Source organism: Methanosarcina horonobensis HB-1 = JCM 15518, from assembly GCF_000970285.1.
GTDB classification, from domain to species: Archaea; Halobacteriota; Methanosarcinia; order Methanosarcinales; family Methanosarcinaceae; genus Methanosarcina; species Methanosarcina horonobensis.
The window spans coordinates 2,018,894-2,035,332 of record NZ_CP009516.1 but is presented as its reverse complement, the minus strand read 5'-3'; the positions used below and the strand labels follow the sequence as shown (position 1 = coordinate 2,035,332).

15 protein-coding genes and 1 pseudogene are annotated in these 16,439 nt (G+C 41.9%); 5 read left to right on the top strand and 11 right to left on the bottom strand.

Features of this window, described 5'->3' with window-relative positions:
• Positions 1 to 554 precede the first annotated feature (554 nt).
• Positions 555 to 1,721, top strand: coding sequence for a PKD domain-containing protein (locus MSHOH_RS08955; RefSeq protein WP_082089290.1), 1,167 nt, complete (start codon positions 555 to 557; stop codon positions 1,719 to 1,721).
• Positions 1,722 to 2,594: 873 nt separating this feature from the next.
• Entirely contained in the window at positions 2,595 to 3,017 is a 423-nt protein-coding gene (locus MSHOH_RS08950) for a hypothetical protein (protein ID WP_162197621.1), read from the top strand.
• A gap of 100 nt (positions 3,018 to 3,117) precedes the next feature.
• Here the strand turns inward: MSHOH_RS08950 and MSHOH_RS08945 are convergent, their stop codons facing one another.
• Positions 3,118 to 4,248 (bottom strand): hypothetical protein, encoded by a 1,131-nt coding sequence (locus MSHOH_RS08945; RefSeq protein ID WP_048139024.1) that lies wholly within the window; start codon positions 4,246 to 4,248, stop codon positions 3,118 to 3,120.
• Between the two features lie 304 nt (positions 4,249 to 4,552).
• Positions 4,553 to 5,662, bottom strand: coding sequence for a hypothetical protein (locus MSHOH_RS08940; protein WP_048139023.1), 1,110 nt, complete (start codon positions 5,660 to 5,662; stop codon positions 4,553 to 4,555).
• A 557-nt stretch (positions 5,663 to 6,219) separates the two neighbouring features.
• Between MSHOH_RS08940 and MSHOH_RS08935 the strand changes: the two genes are divergently transcribed.
• From MSHOH_RS08935 to pepD, 3 genes are all read left to right on the top strand, one after another.
• Complete coding sequence (locus MSHOH_RS08935; protein ID WP_048139022.1) at positions 6,220 to 7,467, top strand: hypothetical protein; 1,248 nt, start codon at positions 6,220 to 6,222, stop codon at positions 7,465 to 7,467.
• Between the two features lie 338 nt (positions 7,468 to 7,805).
• Positions 7,806 to 8,252: an NUDIX domain-containing protein gene (locus tag MSHOH_RS08930; protein WP_082089289.1), complete on the top strand. Its 447-nt coding sequence runs from the start codon at positions 7,806 to 7,808 to the stop codon at positions 8,250 to 8,252.
• 62 nt (positions 8,253 to 8,314) lie between these two features.
• A complete protein-coding gene (pepD, locus tag MSHOH_RS08925; protein WP_048139020.1) occupies positions 8,315 to 9,859 on the top strand; it encodes a beta-Ala-His dipeptidase in 1,545 nt (514 codons plus the stop codon).
• 64 nt (positions 9,860 to 9,923) lie between these two features.
• On the opposite strand, the gene MSHOH_RS08920 is transcribed toward pepD, so the two are convergent.
• From MSHOH_RS08920 to MSHOH_RS08885, 9 genes and pseudogenes are all read right to left on the bottom strand, one after another.
• Entirely contained in the window at positions 9,924 to 10,475 is a 552-nt protein-coding gene (locus MSHOH_RS08920; RefSeq protein ID WP_048139019.1) for a YqhA family protein, read from the bottom strand.
• A gap of 323 nt (positions 10,476 to 10,798) precedes the next feature.
• Positions 10,799 to 11,245: a DUF1269 domain-containing protein gene (locus MSHOH_RS08915; protein ID WP_239451294.1), complete on the bottom strand. Its 447-nt coding sequence runs from the start codon at positions 11,243 to 11,245 to the stop codon at positions 10,799 to 10,801.
• Between the two features lie 707 nt (positions 11,246 to 11,952).
• A complete protein-coding gene (locus MSHOH_RS08910; RefSeq protein WP_239451293.1) occupies positions 11,953 to 12,843 on the bottom strand; it encodes a mechanosensitive ion channel family protein in 891 nt (296 codons plus the stop codon).
• Between the two features lie 148 nt (positions 12,844 to 12,991).
• Entirely contained in the window at positions 12,992 to 13,192 is a 201-nt protein-coding gene (locus MSHOH_RS25120) for a hypothetical protein (RefSeq protein ID WP_239451292.1), read from the bottom strand.
• A gap of 22 nt (positions 13,193 to 13,214) precedes the next feature.
• Positions 13,215 to 13,571: pseudogene (locus MSHOH_RS25115) on the bottom strand (cation:proton antiporter domain-containing protein); the annotation flags it as partial.
• Positions 13,572 to 13,665: 94 nt separating this feature from the next.
• Positions 13,666 to 13,929: a type II toxin-antitoxin system RelE family toxin gene (locus MSHOH_RS08900; protein ID WP_048139017.1), complete on the bottom strand. Its 264-nt coding sequence runs from the start codon at positions 13,927 to 13,929 to the stop codon at positions 13,666 to 13,668.
• On the bottom strand, positions 13,917 to 14,198 hold the full coding sequence (locus tag MSHOH_RS08895) for a DUF7557 family protein (protein WP_048139015.1): 282 nt from the start codon (positions 14,196 to 14,198) through the stop codon (positions 13,917 to 13,919). Before MSHOH_RS08895 ends, MSHOH_RS08900 begins: the two co-directional genes overlap by 13 nt.
• Positions 14,199 to 14,461: 263 nt before the next feature.
• On the bottom strand, positions 14,462 to 14,668 hold the full coding sequence (locus MSHOH_RS08890) for a hypothetical protein (protein ID WP_239451290.1): 207 nt from the start codon (positions 14,666 to 14,668) through the stop codon (positions 14,462 to 14,464).
• Positions 14,669 to 15,032: 364 nt separating this feature from the next.
• On the bottom strand, positions 15,033 to 16,412 hold the full coding sequence (locus MSHOH_RS08885) for a DUF1254 domain-containing protein (RefSeq protein WP_052730781.1): 1,380 nt from the start codon (positions 16,410 to 16,412) through the stop codon (positions 15,033 to 15,035).
• Positions 16,413 to 16,439 lie beyond the last annotated feature (27 nt).

The window sequence follows — 16,439 nt, the reverse complement described above, 5'->3', positions numbered from 1 at the left end:
AATCGGATTTTTGATATAAAAGATTGTTTGTAGTTTCTACTAGTTTCTTCTATAATATTTGGAGCGACTGAGTAAAGGCACAGTTTTCTGTGCTTTTTCATACTAGAAATTAATTATATGTTTTAGCTACCGTGTAGTTTTGCCCTGGACACTTACACTCATATCTATACGATTTTTGATAAAGTATTTCTTGAACTGAATCTAATTTTGAAAAACTTAACTATATATAGTAGAATTTTATATTACAATAAACTCAATAGACTTTAGTATATTCACAACTGAGATTAATTCCAATAAAGGATTTCATTTGTTTATTAATGAATATATTCTGGCTAAGGGGTCATTTTTTAACATTCTAAGCATAAAAATGGGGTTCATGTCAGTACGTATTCGGAGGATAATAATGAGATTAAATCAAACTGCAAAAGTGACAATCCTGCCTTATTCACCAGAAGAGGAAGTCTTTCCATCAGGATGGAAAAGAACGAGGATTTTAGATTACTGTTTAGGAAGAAATCATTCAATGTTATTTTCATTAAGGAGATCTAATCGCTATGAAACCCCGCAATTTTAAATCCTGTATAAAACATGGATTATTTCTTATACTGGTAGTTAGTCTGGCTGGTACTGCTAATGCGGCTGCGAATCATACAGGAGGCATTGCTCTATCATGGGACGATACAATAAGTATTGATGAGTGCTATCAAAATCTATCAATTTTCAAGCAGTACAATGCTGTGTGTACTATAAATGTAAATACATTAAATAGTTGGGGAGTGGGTACAGAAACTCAACTGGCTGCACTGCACGATGCCGGATGGGAAATAGCTGGGCACGGGTACAATCACATAGATTCAATTGCTTTTCTAGACAATCACACTTCTGAAGAGTGGCTGGAAACGGAAATATTCCCGAACATCATAGAAATAACCGGTTACGGTTATCCGGTTTATTCCTTTATATATCCCTATTCAGCTAGAAATGAAACTACTGATGCATTACTGGCTCCATATTTCAGGACACTTAGATCGACGAACTTCAAGACAGTAAATGTAAATGAATCAGCTGCCTATTACACGTGGAACGACACTCAGGTTCTGTACGCTGTTGAAATAGACGACCAGTCCAATGTTAGTCTGGAGTCCATACAATATGGGATTGATTACGCAATAGAAAACGGGTACGTGTTAGTGTTATACGGACATGCAATTACTTCAAATGTTACCGGGGAATATCAAACTTCAACATCAAGGCTGGAATCAATTCTGAATTATACTAACCAGAAGAACGGAACATTCTATCTCATGGGAGATCTTGGAAATTCCTCCTGGGTAAGACCTGGCAGATTTTCTAATGTGACTGCAAATTTCACAGTTTCTTCAGATAATGTATATACAGGGGAAAATGTGACTTTTGCGGATTACAGCGTCAACCAGACCACTGAACTGCTTGATTTTGGTGACGGTTCTAACAGCAGTACTGCAAATGTTGTTCATAAATATACAACACCAGGAACTTATACGGTTAATTTAACGGTAACAAATGACGTTTCCAACCACTCGATAACCAGAACAATTAATGTAGTTCAACCGACAAATCCAGTTGCTAATTTCACCGGTAATCTGACAACTAGGCTTGCACCACTGAGTGTGGCGTTTACAGATACATTAACCGGAGTCTTAACAAAAGTAATGAGCCTCCTGCAGCGGACTTCAGTATGAGTGTCACTGGCGGCTATGCTCTTTTTGAATTCTCAAAGTTTACTTTTTATATTTAATTTTTTGTAGAAAGTTTTGATTATATCTTCTTTTATAAAAACTAAATTTCAAAACCAGGGATATTCGGAACTACTGTGAAAGAAGTCAAACTCTTTTATGACCTTTCTTTTGTGCTACATAGAAGTAAGGAGTTTAAATGTTCAAATATATCCTGACAGCAAGCCAGACAATGAGCCATCCAATGGCTGAAAGTAAATTGTTCCTGAATTCTGTCTCCATGAATTTATAAACTCTTTAATCATATTTAAATTTTTTTCTATGTTTAAAAATATTTAGTCATTTTTTAATTTATATAGGAAACTTCCTTTTTTACTCCAGATAACTGCCACTACAATCGGAATAATATTTTATCTGGCAAATTGATCTTTTGTATTATAGAAGCCAATTATAAAACATTAGCATTTATGAATATTTGTGAGGAGCATATTTGCTAGAATAAAATAAGATTTTTAAGATTTCGAACTTCACTCCGATTATTTTATATTCTTTCACGTCTTCACTTTATATAAATTCATACAGTTTATTTTTTGGAGGAATTAATACGAGAACTTATCTCATTCAAAAAATAGCCAGCTATGGGGACAAATATATTGAAGAAAACCTTTCCGGGTATGATGGAAACATCCTTTTAACTGACTGGTATGCAGGTTTAAGATTTTTATTTGGTCATTCGTTTTATCAAGGCAGAAGGGATGATATTTCATGGGAAGTTGAAGAAAGAGTGATAGTGATTATTGAAAAATTTATAAAAAAGTATGATGGTGATTCAGAGGTTATTCTTAATATCGAAAACTTTCCTGAAATATGTCTCGGCTAATGAAAGTTATCGGGAAAGGTAAAGTGGGTAAGAGTAGAGATATTGAGATGGTAATTTCAATATTAGAGTTTATTTCCAAATTAAGTGATAGAAATATTGTAAAGTATTCTCTTTCCAGAATTCAAAATGGAAACATTATAAATCATTTTAATAAATTTCAAAAAATCCATTTAATCGGGCCAAAATGCAGTTCTTTTTATCTAAGGGATTTAAGCTATATTTATCCATTGGATAAAGAAATAAAGAAAGAAGATTTGATTTATCTGCAACCTATAGATGTATGGGTCAAAAAAATTGCTTTAAAAGCTGAAATTATCAACGAAAATGAAAAAAATGAAGACGTAATGAGAAAGAGTATTGTTAAAACCTGCTTGGATTCAGGAGTTTCGGCAACAGAGTTTAATCAGGAGCCTGGTATTTAGGTTATAATTCTTTTGACATACTTCTCGATAACTTAAAAAGAGTTACTTAAAAAGAGTTTAAAAAGAGTTTAAAAAGAGTTTAAACATTGAGCTCCATTTTTCAAGCCTCTTCTAATTTTTTATCCATCTCTTCACGCCTGGTTCTTGTTGCAAGGCTCCAGATCTGCACCCTCCGGTACCTGTCATAGAGAGTTACATTCAGGGTCAGGAGGAGGGTGAAGAATAGAGTGTTAAGGAGGTTAATTGAGCCACCATACATTGCCAGAAGGAAATCGAAGAGCAGAACCATGATGAGGTTTACAATAGCCATTACAATGAACTCTCTCACTATTGACTTCCAGTGTGTCCCGTGTCTGGCAAGCCACTGGCTCAATTCCGTATTTATTATGATAAGAATGGATACACCGATTGCTATCTGGACATCATTTGCCCGGACTCCGGGAAGGATTTGCGCGAAGATTATGCTCAGGAGAGAGACCAGCACAATCTTCTCGATCAGTTCATGATTCAGAAAATCATCAAAAAATCTCTCACTCGTATAGTTGTCTATCACTCTGGATGCCTGCGGGCCGTCAAATTTAAAAATTGCATAGTGAGCAGTAACTGAGAAACCAGAGCTCATGGGAGGCAGGTCCCGCAAGATCCACCATGCCATTATAGCCATGACTGCAGCCCAGACAACCAGGATGAGAGCATTTGAGGGGTTTGCCCTGATCCAGTCGGTTGTGTCCATTTCGGCGATATGTAGCCAGTATTCCTGGGGCAGTTTGACGAAAATCCAGATAAGGGCTGCAGTAACAATTAGTTTTTCTTTTGTCAGCACCTTCGGGTCCCATTTCAGGCGGACTGCCTCATAAAAAATAAATAAATACTCAGAGATATTGGGGAATATGAGCAGCAGGGGTCGCAGATTTGTTATCTCGAAAAGAGTCACACCAACAAGCCTGTAGTAGAAAAGGAACCTGTTTAGCTTGAAGGCATGGAGGTTCGACCAGTTGCGCAGAGTCGAAAGATACATGATAGCCAGGTAATAAATGTCTAGGGCTTTATCGTATCCCTGATAACTGTCCAGAGGTAGGCCGGTAAACAGCTGGAAAATTTCCCTGTCAACAGCATCAAGGACCAGACAAGCTATAATTCCGGGGAGAGGATAACGAGGAATGGTAAGCGGTACAAAGAAACGAGCCATAAATATAGCCCAGAAAATCACCATATCCGAGGTATCTGCCATTATGAAGCTTGCCTCCCTTTTTAACACCCAACCTGGAAAGATCTGTTGCCGTTTCCAGGTTATCCAGTCTGAAAATTGCTCTTAAAATCTCTTTACTTAATTTGTACAATTCTCTAGTTAATTTTATACTTCGATATTTATATCCTTCACGACACTAACATTTGATATCTTCCGAAATAAAGAGAGAACTGAAAGCTTCTCTGTCTGGAGGTTCTTCAAAACTTTTTGTAGGAAAGACCGCTCTTCTGCGGCTAGAGTGACCGGAACTACACAGTAGGTGAATATATGATGGTACGGATCAGAATTAAGAACTTTTTTCTCCCTCTTTCCCTGAATCCCTGCTGTTGACATTGTTTTTTGCATGGAGCTGCCAGTAGCGGTCGTAGAGAGTGATGATCAGGGTCAGGAGCAGGACAAAGAAAAGTGTGACTCCGAGGTTGATCGAGCCGTCATATCTGGGCAGGAAGTAGTCAACAAGCAGGACCAGACCCATGTTTACTGCGGACATCACGATAAATTCCCTTGCGATAGAACGCCAGTGTCTTCCTTTCCTGACCAGCCAGTGGCTCAGAGCTGTATTTATTATGATAAGGATAGCCATACCTGTTGCAAGCTGGAGATTACTTGCCCGCACCCCCGGAAGAATCTGGGCGAAGATAATTGTAATTAGAGAGATCAGCACGATCTTTTCGATAACCTGCTTGTTTATGAGGCGCTCCCGCTGTTCCTTTACGTTCTCTGGCACGGGTGGGAAAATCGGGGCAGCTGCCACGGGTAGGGCTTCAATTTCAAGGCCCGGTCTCATGGGAGGTAGATCCCGTAAGAGCCACCATGCCAGTCCGAGCAGGAAAGCTGCATAGGCGATCAGGATGAGGGCGTTTGAGGGGTTTGCCCTGATCCAGTCTGTGGTGTCCATCTGAGCGACATGGATCCAGTATTCCTGTGGCAGTTTGACGAAAATCCATATCACGGCTGCCGAAGTTATCAATTTGTTTTTTGTCAGCATTTTCGGGTTCCATTTCAGGCGAACTGCCTCATAAAAAATAAAGAAGTACTCAAAGGTGTTGGGAAAAACCAGCAGTAGAGGGCGCAGTTGTGTGAGTTCGAAGAGCGCCACACCAACCAGCCGGTAGTAGAAAAGGAAGCGATCCAGTTTGAACGCGTAGAGGTTAGACCAGTTTCGCAGGGTCGAAAGGTAGGTTATACTCAGGTAATAAATATCAAGGGATTTATCGTAGCTCTGGTAACCTTCAAGAGGCAGGTTCGTAAACAGCTGGAAGATCGTCTGGTCTACAGCGTCAAGGATAAGGCAGGCAAGCACGCCTGGGAGAGGGTAGCGAGGAATGGAAAGCGGTATCAAGAAACGGGCTATGACTACGGCCCAGAAAATCAACATATCTGAAGTGTCTACCATTGTAAGTGTACTTCCCCCTTAGGCGCTATTCTCCTTGAGTCTGCCCTCCCTATGAAGAGGAATATTTTCGTGACAATTACACAGCTGGAATATCATGTCGTAAAGCTGTTACTTAATTTTATATTACTTCGATTATTATATCGTATCGAAACTATATTACTCATTTTGAAACTATTCCATTCACTTCGAAACTATACTATCCTGCATGAAATCACTTTACTCATATTGAAATTATTATATGACGGATTTTATATAGGTTAAATTTATACATATAATCCAATTAAGTCGAATTTAAGCTAAATAAGTAGAAAATAAAAGAAATTAAAAACATCAGTTACGTGCCAATCACCTTGCCCGCAGTTGGGGTCAGTGAAGTTTAAGGCGGGAATTATTGCAGATATGTGGGGTACTCTGCTGAGCAATAATGTTAACAGGTTACGGTTTCGCTCTTTTGCGGGTCTGTGTCCGGCAACTGGAATCTCCAGCAGCTGGAACTATTAATAAATTTGATCACCTGTAAAGAGCTGTGTTGGTAAAGAATTCCGGAGGATATGGTAATGGCACAGTTCAGACCTTTTGACATGGATAGCATCCCGATAGAAGATCAGTTTATGAACTGGAAAGAATTGGTCAAAGCTCCGTATGACAAGAAGGCTGTCGATGCATATACCCGGACACGCGTGATCCTTATGAATGGGATTGAGAACGCTTCTGTCCTTATGTCTCACGCCATAGAGAGAATGACTTCCGATCCTGAGATTAAACGCCAGATGGCGTTAATTCGACGCATTGATTCCTTCCAGCAGCAAACTGTTAACTGGTTAAATCCTGCTAACCAGACTATTATAGAGACCACACTGGGCTATGAGCAGGTAGCTGTCGATCTCACTGCAAACCTTGCCAAGAATGAGCCCGACCCATATGTAAAGCAGACTCTGGACTTTGCTCTGATTGAGGACTTTGATCACCTGTATCGCTACAGTTGCCTTTACGACTATCTTGAAGGAGGCGATTACGAGTCAATTGTTCAGGGTAAGACCGAGGTAAAACCCGGAAGGCCGACAAGCGTTGAACACCGCCACCCGGATGATACCATGCGCAAGCATTACAATAAAGATACGGCCGACATCAAGACCAAGATGAACTATCTTACTATCGTTGCAGGTGAACAGCAGACCGAGCTTTTCTATAAGTCTCACGGGTTCATGTATTCAGATGAGCTTGCAAGGCAGCTTTACTCCGAGATTGCTGATGTCGAAGAACAGCACGTCACCCAGTACGGGTTACTCGGTGACCCGAAGGAAACAATGCTTGAGAAGTCAGCACTCATGCAGCTCTGTGAGGCCTACATCTATTACTCCTGCGCACAGACTGAAACAGATTCAAGAATAAGGGGCATCTGGGAGAGCTTTGCAAAAATGGAGATCTCCCACTTCAATGCCTGTGCGAATCTCATTGAAAAATACGAAGGTCGTGACATAAGGGATATCGTAAAGGCTGATATTATAGAGCCGCTGGTCGTTTTCGAGCCAAATAAAGACTATGTAAACCGGGTAATTGAAGAACAGCTTGACCTTTCGCCTCATAAAATGGAGTACAGAAGGTTTAAAGATATAGCTGATCAGTGGTCCAGCATCAAGTTCCAGTGGAAGATGAACAGAGCCGGAGTCCCCAGTGAAGAAGTGGTCAGTAAAGCGAAGAGTGAACTGGCACAGCGTGACCAGGCTGAAAAGATCAAACAGTTTAAGAACGAAGTAACCAGACGCACGGAAGATCTTATGGCTGGAAGACCAAGCCCTATGTAATCAGAAAAACCCGCATCAGTTCAGAATAAAGGTTTTTCAGTTCAGGTATGTGGCGCTATCTGGCGCCAATTAACTTTATTTCCTAGTCTTCCCATGAATGCATGGGTTTTAGAAGCGAACTTCGCTCAGGTGGGCTGAACTACAGATCTTTCTAGCCCGTGAGATGTCATAGCTGTATTATTTCATAATTGAAACTCTTGGAAATACATTTCTTTTCAAGCTTGCTCTTTAGTCTCAATTTTCTTTCTTTTATTCAAGCTACAGATGTCGGAAATAGACCGATCATTAGTCAGAGCCTACCGATATTTTAAATAATTTCAAGAAAAACTTTAAAGGAAATGCCAGGGGAATGTAATCCATTCAAGAGGGTGACACATATTCCCAGCGCATATGATAATCGAAGAGGCTCGGTGATAGTTGACACTGATAAAGGAGTTTTACTTGTGAGCAGCTCGGGGGGTTACTATCGGCTTCCCGGAGGAAAACCGAAGAAAGGAGAAGCAAGCATTGAAGCGTCAATCAGGGAGTTGAGAGAAGAAACCGGGCTTCGAGCTTATAATGTTGGATATCTTTTCCGATTTCACAAATCCAAAGTATTCAGGATTCGGGCAAAAGGAGTACCGGTACCTAGCAGTGAAATTAACTATTTTGCTTTCTTTGAGCCTGGAAAGGAAATGGAAGTGAAAGTTTCTCATAATACTATTAAAATACTGGAGGTTTATTACGGATTGAAGAAGCTGGAAAAAATGCATAAAAGTAATTTAAAAGCACAAAAACAATTCTAAACCAAAAGCAAGAAACTTCTAATTTGAGTACAGACAAATACCCGGAAAAATGAGCTGATCCCATGCACCCAAAAACCCGAGAAATCCTGAAAACGTTTGAAGAAATCAATAAAATCCCTCGCCGTTCTAAAAATGAAGAAAAACTTGCCCTGTGGCTACTGGAATGGGCAGGAAATCATAATCTTGAAGCGAAAACCGATGCTTTAAACAATGTCCTGATAAAAGTCCCTCCCACTCCGGGATACGAAGATTCTCCGGGAATTGTGCTGCAGGGGCATATGGATATGGTATGTGAGAAATGCAGAGAGTCAGGACACGATTTTTCCAAAGATCCTATAAAATGTGTGTATGACGGGGAATGGTTGCGAGGAGATGGGACTTCAATAGGGGCGGACAACGGGATTGCAATTGTAATAGGGCTTGTACTTGCAGAATCCGGAATAAACGGAGAGATTGAGCATCCGCCTCTGGAGCTTCTTTTCACGGTTGACGAAGAAACCGGACTGACAGGAGCCAGTGGGCTTGAAGAAGGCTTCTTTGAAGGCAGAATCCTGCTGAACCTGGACTCGGAGGATGAAGGGATATTTATAGTCGGATGTGCAGGAGGGCAGAACTCCAGGGTTTACCTGCCTGTTGAATGGGAGCCTTTTAACTACAGCAAGGAAAACGAGTTCAGGCTATTCAGGCTCTCGGTTGAGGGGCTTGAAGGAGGGCACTCGGGAGTTGAGATCCACAGGCAGCGGGCAAACGGGATTCAGTTACTTGCCAGAGTGCTGGTAAGTCTTAAGGAAAAAGTCGGAAAAGAAGACCTCAGAATCGTTTTCTTCAGTGGAGGCAATGTCCATAACGCAATTCCAAATCATGCAGAAGCATTTATCGCCCTCTCAAGGAGTAAAGAAAAGCAGGCAGAAGACTTTGTCTCCGGACTCAAGCAGACGCTCAGGAATGAGTATGCAGTGTCTGATCCTGAAATTACCCTCCAGCTTAAAGAGGTTGAGAACAGGGTTATCTTTGAGACTTCAGGAGGAAAGGTTACAAGAGAAAAGGTTACAAGAAGAGAAGTGCCTTCAGACAGGGTCTTTTCAGCCGGGACGGAAGAAAGGCTTTTCGGGCTTCTCCTCGGAATGCCTCATGGGGTGCACAGGGTCTCTGATACTATCCCCGGACTTGTTGAGACCTCAAATAACCTGGCAATCGTAAGAACAGGAGAAAACGAAATAAGAATCGTATCGAGCCAGCGCAGTTCTGTCATGTCACGACTTGCCGAAGTCACGGGAAAGGTGGAAACCGTTGCAAAACTGGCAGGAGCCAGGGTTGAACATGAATGCGGATATCCTGCCTGGGAACCGGACCTTCAATCAGAGCTGCTTATGAAGTGCAAGCAGGCTTATGCTGGGACCTTCGGGAAAGAACCGGAAATCAAAGTCGTACATGCCGGGCTTGAATGCGGGGTAATAGGCTCGAAATGCGAGTGCATTGAAATGATATCCTTCGGGCCGACTATCAAGGATCCTCATTCTCCGGCTGAGAGGGTTTTTATTCCCTCGATTGAAAAAATCTGGTTTTTCCTTGAAAACCTGCTGAAAAGTTATGCGCCTTACCAGTGATTAACACTTCATTATTGAAGAACATGCCGAAAAAAGAGAAGCTGGGTAATTAACAAATTCAACTTCAATATTTTTTGTTTGTTAACCTGCCTGTATCACTATCCTCAGAAGCTGATTCTCCATGAACAGCATCTGTTTCCTCTCTTTTTTGCCTGCTCATCTGTGAGCGTACCTTCATAAAGTAAGCCAGAGCTATAATGGGCAAGGCATAACCTATCCCGTAAATAGCCAGACCTGTATCCTGCGATTCGATCACGCTCAAGAAGTTAACCCCCAGAACGACAATAGTGAGCCCCACCAGGTTTAACTCCAGTTCCTCAACATCATTTATCTCCAGCCAACCCGGTAAAGGGACCGGCTCGATAAACAACTGGTAGAACCCGATAGAAGTAAGGAAGAGCACCGTGCCGACCAGGAAAAGATGGACTGCCTCCACAATCTCAACGATTATATCTACATCCGGACCTTCCCCTCCCATTCCGGTAACCAGACCTACCATGAAGCGAACCAGATCTGCACCGCCTATAATAAACAAAGTAAAGGCGGCAATAGCCAGCCCGATGACCGGGATCATCACGAAGTATCTCATTCCGGTGATAAGTCTCGCAACTTTCATAGGTGGATTCCTTCAGGTGACACTCCGAGCAGACAAAAGCAGGTAGTATTCCCAGTGAACCTGGGGGTTTGTAGTCAGGTGTGAGTGGTACTCTATTTAACTCAGCCAGGCATCCCACCGGATAGCCCAGATAGAAAAGGAATCTCCAAATTGCGTTCATTCTCCTCTCAACTTGGAGTTCTCGGATAAATGTGTAAAACTGAAGAGGAGTTTACTTTTTACTCCTCTCTCCCAATTCATTTAATTCAAGAACCACTTTCCCTGCTTTAAAGGTAGTTCCTGAGAACATTTTCATCTATGAAGGGATATTTTTCGTCCAAAACTCAGTGTGCAGGCGCTGCTTCTTCTTCTGCAAAGGCAGCATGCAGCTTGTCTTCTTCTTCCCTGGACAGATTGGTAGCAATAATTTCAAACTTGAATTGCTTCATGGCATCTGCAACCCTATCCTCCACCATGTCACTGGTCATCAGAAAGAGAGCTGAAGTGCCTTCAGTTACTTTACTGCGGACAGACTTTATGAAATCTTCATCAATACCAACATGGGACAGGGAACCGGCAAGAGCCCCTATTGCGGCTCCGGCTACAAGGCCAAATATAGGAATAAAAAAGATCAGCCCAAATAGCATGCCCCAAAAAGCACCGCTCAGTGCACCTACCCCGGTCATACTGGTTAACTGCTTAGTTTTTGGTTTCTTTTTCCCCTCAGGCCAGCTGACTATGGCTGCATCGCGCAGGGTAATCAACTGTTTTTTGCTTAAATCTTCAATCACCTGAAGAGCCTGTTCAGCACCATAAGCGGTCTCAAATTTCAGAACTGTTAAAGTTGCTATAATTCAAACCTCCTTTTATGCGACATATTTGCTGGTTATTATATTTTCACGTCAGTTCGTTAATAGAGGTGAAACCATCATCTCCATTATCGTTTTGTAAATCTTGAAAAAGCCGGGTTAATCTCATCTTCATCTCTGGCTACACACTTTCTGCTGTCTCAACATGCAGCAGCATCTTAGCCGGGAAAGAGCCTTACTTAAATCCCTCAAGCTTTTTGTAGTGGGGACAAGGGAATAGCCAGTTTATTGCAGGAAAGCCCTTAGTATGATTTTTTCATGCAGTGTAACCTTGCATGTTTCGATATACCGATATCCTTCCACAGACTACGCTGTCCAGAGGTAGGTGAATCAATTAAAAATTGTTTTTTGAATACTATCAATTTCAACCCGGGTGCTGAGATATGTCAAACGTCTCTTTAATTAAGAAAACCGCTTGCAGACAGCTATATGTTAATTTTTATACTGTCAACCCCAGTTGAACCTTCGAGATTTCCCCCAAGCTCGTTGTTCAATATTCTTCTTTATATAATCATTCTTTTATATATATTATTTTATGCAGGTTGATTTATTTTATCAGGTCTGCTGAGAAGGATTACTCTTTAAAATTGAAGTTGTTCTATTCTTTCTGCTAAATCTTATTTTCCTTTTCAATTATCGTCCTTTTTGGAAATAGTTAACTCAATTCCCTGGTCAGCAAAATGAATAATGATATCAGAAGAAGGCATTGCTATGTTTGCATTTATCAGGGCTTTATAAATTGCCGTATTCAGTCGGTCTTCTGAAACCCTTGTCTCCACATAATTCTCGATCCAGCATCTGGCTTTGAACTTCATTCCTGACCCTGTGAACTCGAGTAAGAGGACCTGTACAGGATTTTCATACATGATCCAGTCTTCGTGCTTCATAGCTTCAATAATCAGGTTTCGTACGTACTCTATATCCGGGCCATAGGATACAACTACATCGGTTTCGACACGGAATATCTTATCGAGTATGGAATAATTAGTGATCATATCTATTCCGATGGCAGAATTGGGGATTACTACAAGCCGATTGTCCCTTGTTAGAATGCGTGTTGACCTCCACCCAATCTCTATCACATCTCCCCAGGTATCGAGTTTTTCGATTCGAATACGGTCTCCAATTCTGAAGGGGCGGTCAATAAGAAGCACAATTCCGGTAATTATATCAGCAATAGTTGACTGGGCTGCAAGTCCAATGATTATTCCACTGAGACCGAGAGCTGTAAGTGATGCGGTAAGTACAGTCCCCGTGATCCCGAAATGTCTCAGGAGTATAACTATAGCTAGGAAACTGAAAACCAGCAGAAATATGTATTGTACGGAGCGAACAACTCGCTGGTCGATTTCTTCCCGATCCCGCAGAGGTACCTTGGATAAGTACCAGTTTGAAGTGATAGATATAAGGCGAATAATTATGTAGACTCCTATACTCCAGTAGAGAAGGAAGAAGAGATCGTCTACTAATTTTGAATAGACACCTAGAGACTCACTGAACAGCCCTACTATCGCCTGCATTCCCTGCAGAATGATATAAAGCAGCAAGACATTTTCTAAAACCTGCCCTCAGAATTATTTGATGAATTCTTGACAGCTGTGTTGTCGGAGCTTGTAAGAGATTATCCTACTTTCTTCCTCTCAGGTGCATCAGTAGGCAGTGCCGCTACTATGCGGGCATACCACTCACTTCCAGGGCCTGCTGTAGCCCCCTGACAAAAACGCTTAGAAAAACAGTCGTGATCACGGCAAGACTTACAGTTTCATTTCCCCCAATTCCTCCCGTTTTGCGGTAAAGCCCTGACATCCATCCGGCCCTTACAGCTTTGCTAGAAAGCCATCCCCCTGCAAGCCCTACAACTGCGCCCACAAGCATCCCTATACCTATCTGTTCAAACGCCAGGACAATCAGGGTTACCTACTGGCTGTTCCAGTGCCTCTCCACCTGCCAGTATCAGAAAAAAGAGGAAGAAAGGTATTGCACCTCCATCATTAAGCCCACTCTCCACGTTGAGTGCCTGCCTGATTTTCGCAGGCACTTTTGCATTGTTAACTATCGCCTGACCAAGCCCTGCATCTGTAGGAGCAAGCATAGCTCCAATCAGGCCTGCTTCTGCAAGTGTTATGTCCTTTAAAAGAAAAGCAGCAACAATAGCCCCTAAGGCAATTGTTAGCGGCGTGCCAATCATTAGAAGCCGGCCTGGAAGTTTCTCTTCACGCAAGAGTGTTTGTAGCTCAATTTTTGAGACATCCCAAAATAATTTCTCTTTTTTAAAGTTACCACGTTATGTTTTCACTCATGCATAGGTTTTATAGTAAAACCTGTGCATCTTAAAGTTTGACTCAAAATTTTCGATAGATATTTTTCCGATCTCCGACTTCAAGAACCAGGATTATCAATTCAAAATCATAAATCGATATAATAACCCGATAAGATCCTATTCTATATGAAAAAATAGGTGAGTTCGAAGAAGTCTTTAACTTTTTAACATGCTCATAAGGATTATCAACTATCTCATCCAGAGCGTTGCGTACATGATCCTGAACATCCATAGGTAATCTTTTAAGATCTCTTTTAACTGCAGGAGAATAATTTATTCGGTACATTCTTCAACCTTTGTTTTTCCAGCCCTTTCTCTCCGTTCTCTTTCAATTTCTCCCCAGACTTCCTCACGAGTAAAGTATTTTCCTTCTCTATAATCACGCAGTCCTTCTTCGATTTGTTTTATTGACTCTTCGCTAAGTGGCTCCCAGTCATAAGCATTTGTAGCCAATCTTTTCACGACAGAGTTGTAAGATTCTTGTGGATGGATCTTCAATCCATTAAGTAACTCTTTTACTTCAGGCTCAAGACAAATTGTTGTTGTAGCTGCCATAGTGCCCTATAGGATACTATCAGATATAAATATTATCCGTGTAGGTTATGTAAGGTCAGCGTGGAATCTGAATTTTTTCCAGCTAATCTGCCCTATTAAATGTCTATCCCGTAGTGACTTCACAGTATATGCTAATGTAGGGAGTTTTAGGATAAAATCTGTATATTTTTGCGGTTTATTCAATGCACAGATTCTATTGTAAATCTATGCAAATTGTGCTATTTTTCGCCGCTAAACTCAATATTTAATGAGAAGTCCGAAATTTAAGAGACTCTTTTTTCTTTTGTTTCCAGGTTCTCATCTTCCAATCCGGATTCTTTCTGCAATTGAGCTTCTTTTTCATCCAATACCTTCATAACTGCAGAAACAGGGACAATTAGCCCGTCGATTATTACAAACTCCTTCAAAGGATTCTCCTTTTGCAGCCTTTCTGTGGAGAACTCCTCATCAAAATATCTCAATTTAAACATATCGCGGATTATCTTTGCTTTCTGGGAGTTGTGCTCTGGCTTGTTCCGAAGTAATTACAGAGATCAGTAGCGCTCACATATGGCTCAAAACAGACATGGACTACCTGCGAACACTGTGACTGAAGGAATACAAATGATTATAACTGATTTTACACACGTACACATTGAAGAAGCACTTATTCTGGCTATATCCAGTTATGCCGAAGAACACCGCCATGTACCGATATTACCATCTGTCGATATGTTCCCGGACTTAGCGAGTTTTGCAGACAACGGTTTAGGAGTTGCTGCAATTGAGAACGAAATAATTGTTGGCTTTATGTGTTACAGGGCATTATGCATCCGTTTTCCCCTTAGAAATTCTTTACTTTATTCGTTTTACCGGAGGTGGCGTCCACCTATTCTCAAGAATATCTGTTTTGGGCCAGTAAGTGCGGAGATATAATGTGAAATCAGTCTCTGGTGCAGGTAACCAGTTGGGAAGTTTTTCCTCTTCCGGAGGTTCAGCCTGCACGTAAAGAGTTAGTGATCCGTCGCTTTCATACTGTAGATTCCTGTTCTTTGTGCCCAGAGAGTAGCGGTTCAGAGTATTTGGAGCAAAGAAGTGATATTCGTTATAAAGCGTGAGCGACCAGAAACCTTTAACCGGTGGAAGCATGCCTCTGGAAAAGGTGACCGTGTAATAATGGCCTCCGTTCAGCCGTTCCCCGGCAGCATCGAGATCCTGGTAAAAGTACTTTGTCTCCAGTGGCTGGTTAACAAAAATATTTGATTTGGCAACAGCTGTGCGTGTAAAATAGTCCGTACCGAAAGCAGCGCTGTTTGTTATAGTTGTCCAGTTATACGGACAGGGAATGCCATAGTTCCGGAACTGGAAAAGTGGCTTGATAAGCTCTTTGTCCGCCTCGATGGCGGCCTGCTGCAGTACATTTTTGAGAGCCGTATTCTCAGCTGCAGCCCTCAGGACTGCACGAACTTGTTCGTAGAGTGTCTCCTCACCTGGAAGCGGTGGGACCTCGTCCAGAATCTGAGGCAGCACTTCGGGAAAGGCCTCAGGCATAACCCACTGTACCTCTTCTTCGCCTCCGCCTATGGACGGAAATTCAGGGGTCTTTGACCAGTCTTTTGTTTTCATCTCTCCTGTGAACTGGCTCAGGGGATATGCCATGATCTGGCTGATAAGTGGCTGGATTTTTTTCCTGTCATCGGCGGTATCGTTCATAAAGACGCGGGGAATAATGGCACCAATATTGGTAGGTGACCGAAAGACATTTTTGACGCTTTTTGGTAGATCTCCTCTCCATTCCGGACCGACAAGCATGTAAAAGCCAGGTTCAGTCCCATACATTTTCCCAAGCCTTGTAAAGCCGTCAGTACGCTGGTCACATGCCTGATAGACCCAGAACCTGTCCCCGAAGTCCGGCACCTGAACGATCACAGGCTCACGGTCAAGAGAAGTAATACCTAAACCATATACTACGTCCTGATTCGGGCAGGCGACAACCCGTTCCATCGGGTCTATGTAATCGGTTAACATGCTTAACTGATTCAAAGGTGCTACAGGCACAATCCCGCCAGCCAGGCCAGGCTCCGGAACTTTCTGAAAAATGGTGTGGCGGTTGTGCATGTTCACCATTGGCCAGGTCATAAAGTAAGCCAGCCGTCCAAGCATCCTGACGTATTCTTCTGTCAGACGTGTTCCGGTGACAGGCCCTGAAACTGATTTTGTTTCCATATTTCTCATATTCCCCCCTTCTTTAGTATGAAAATC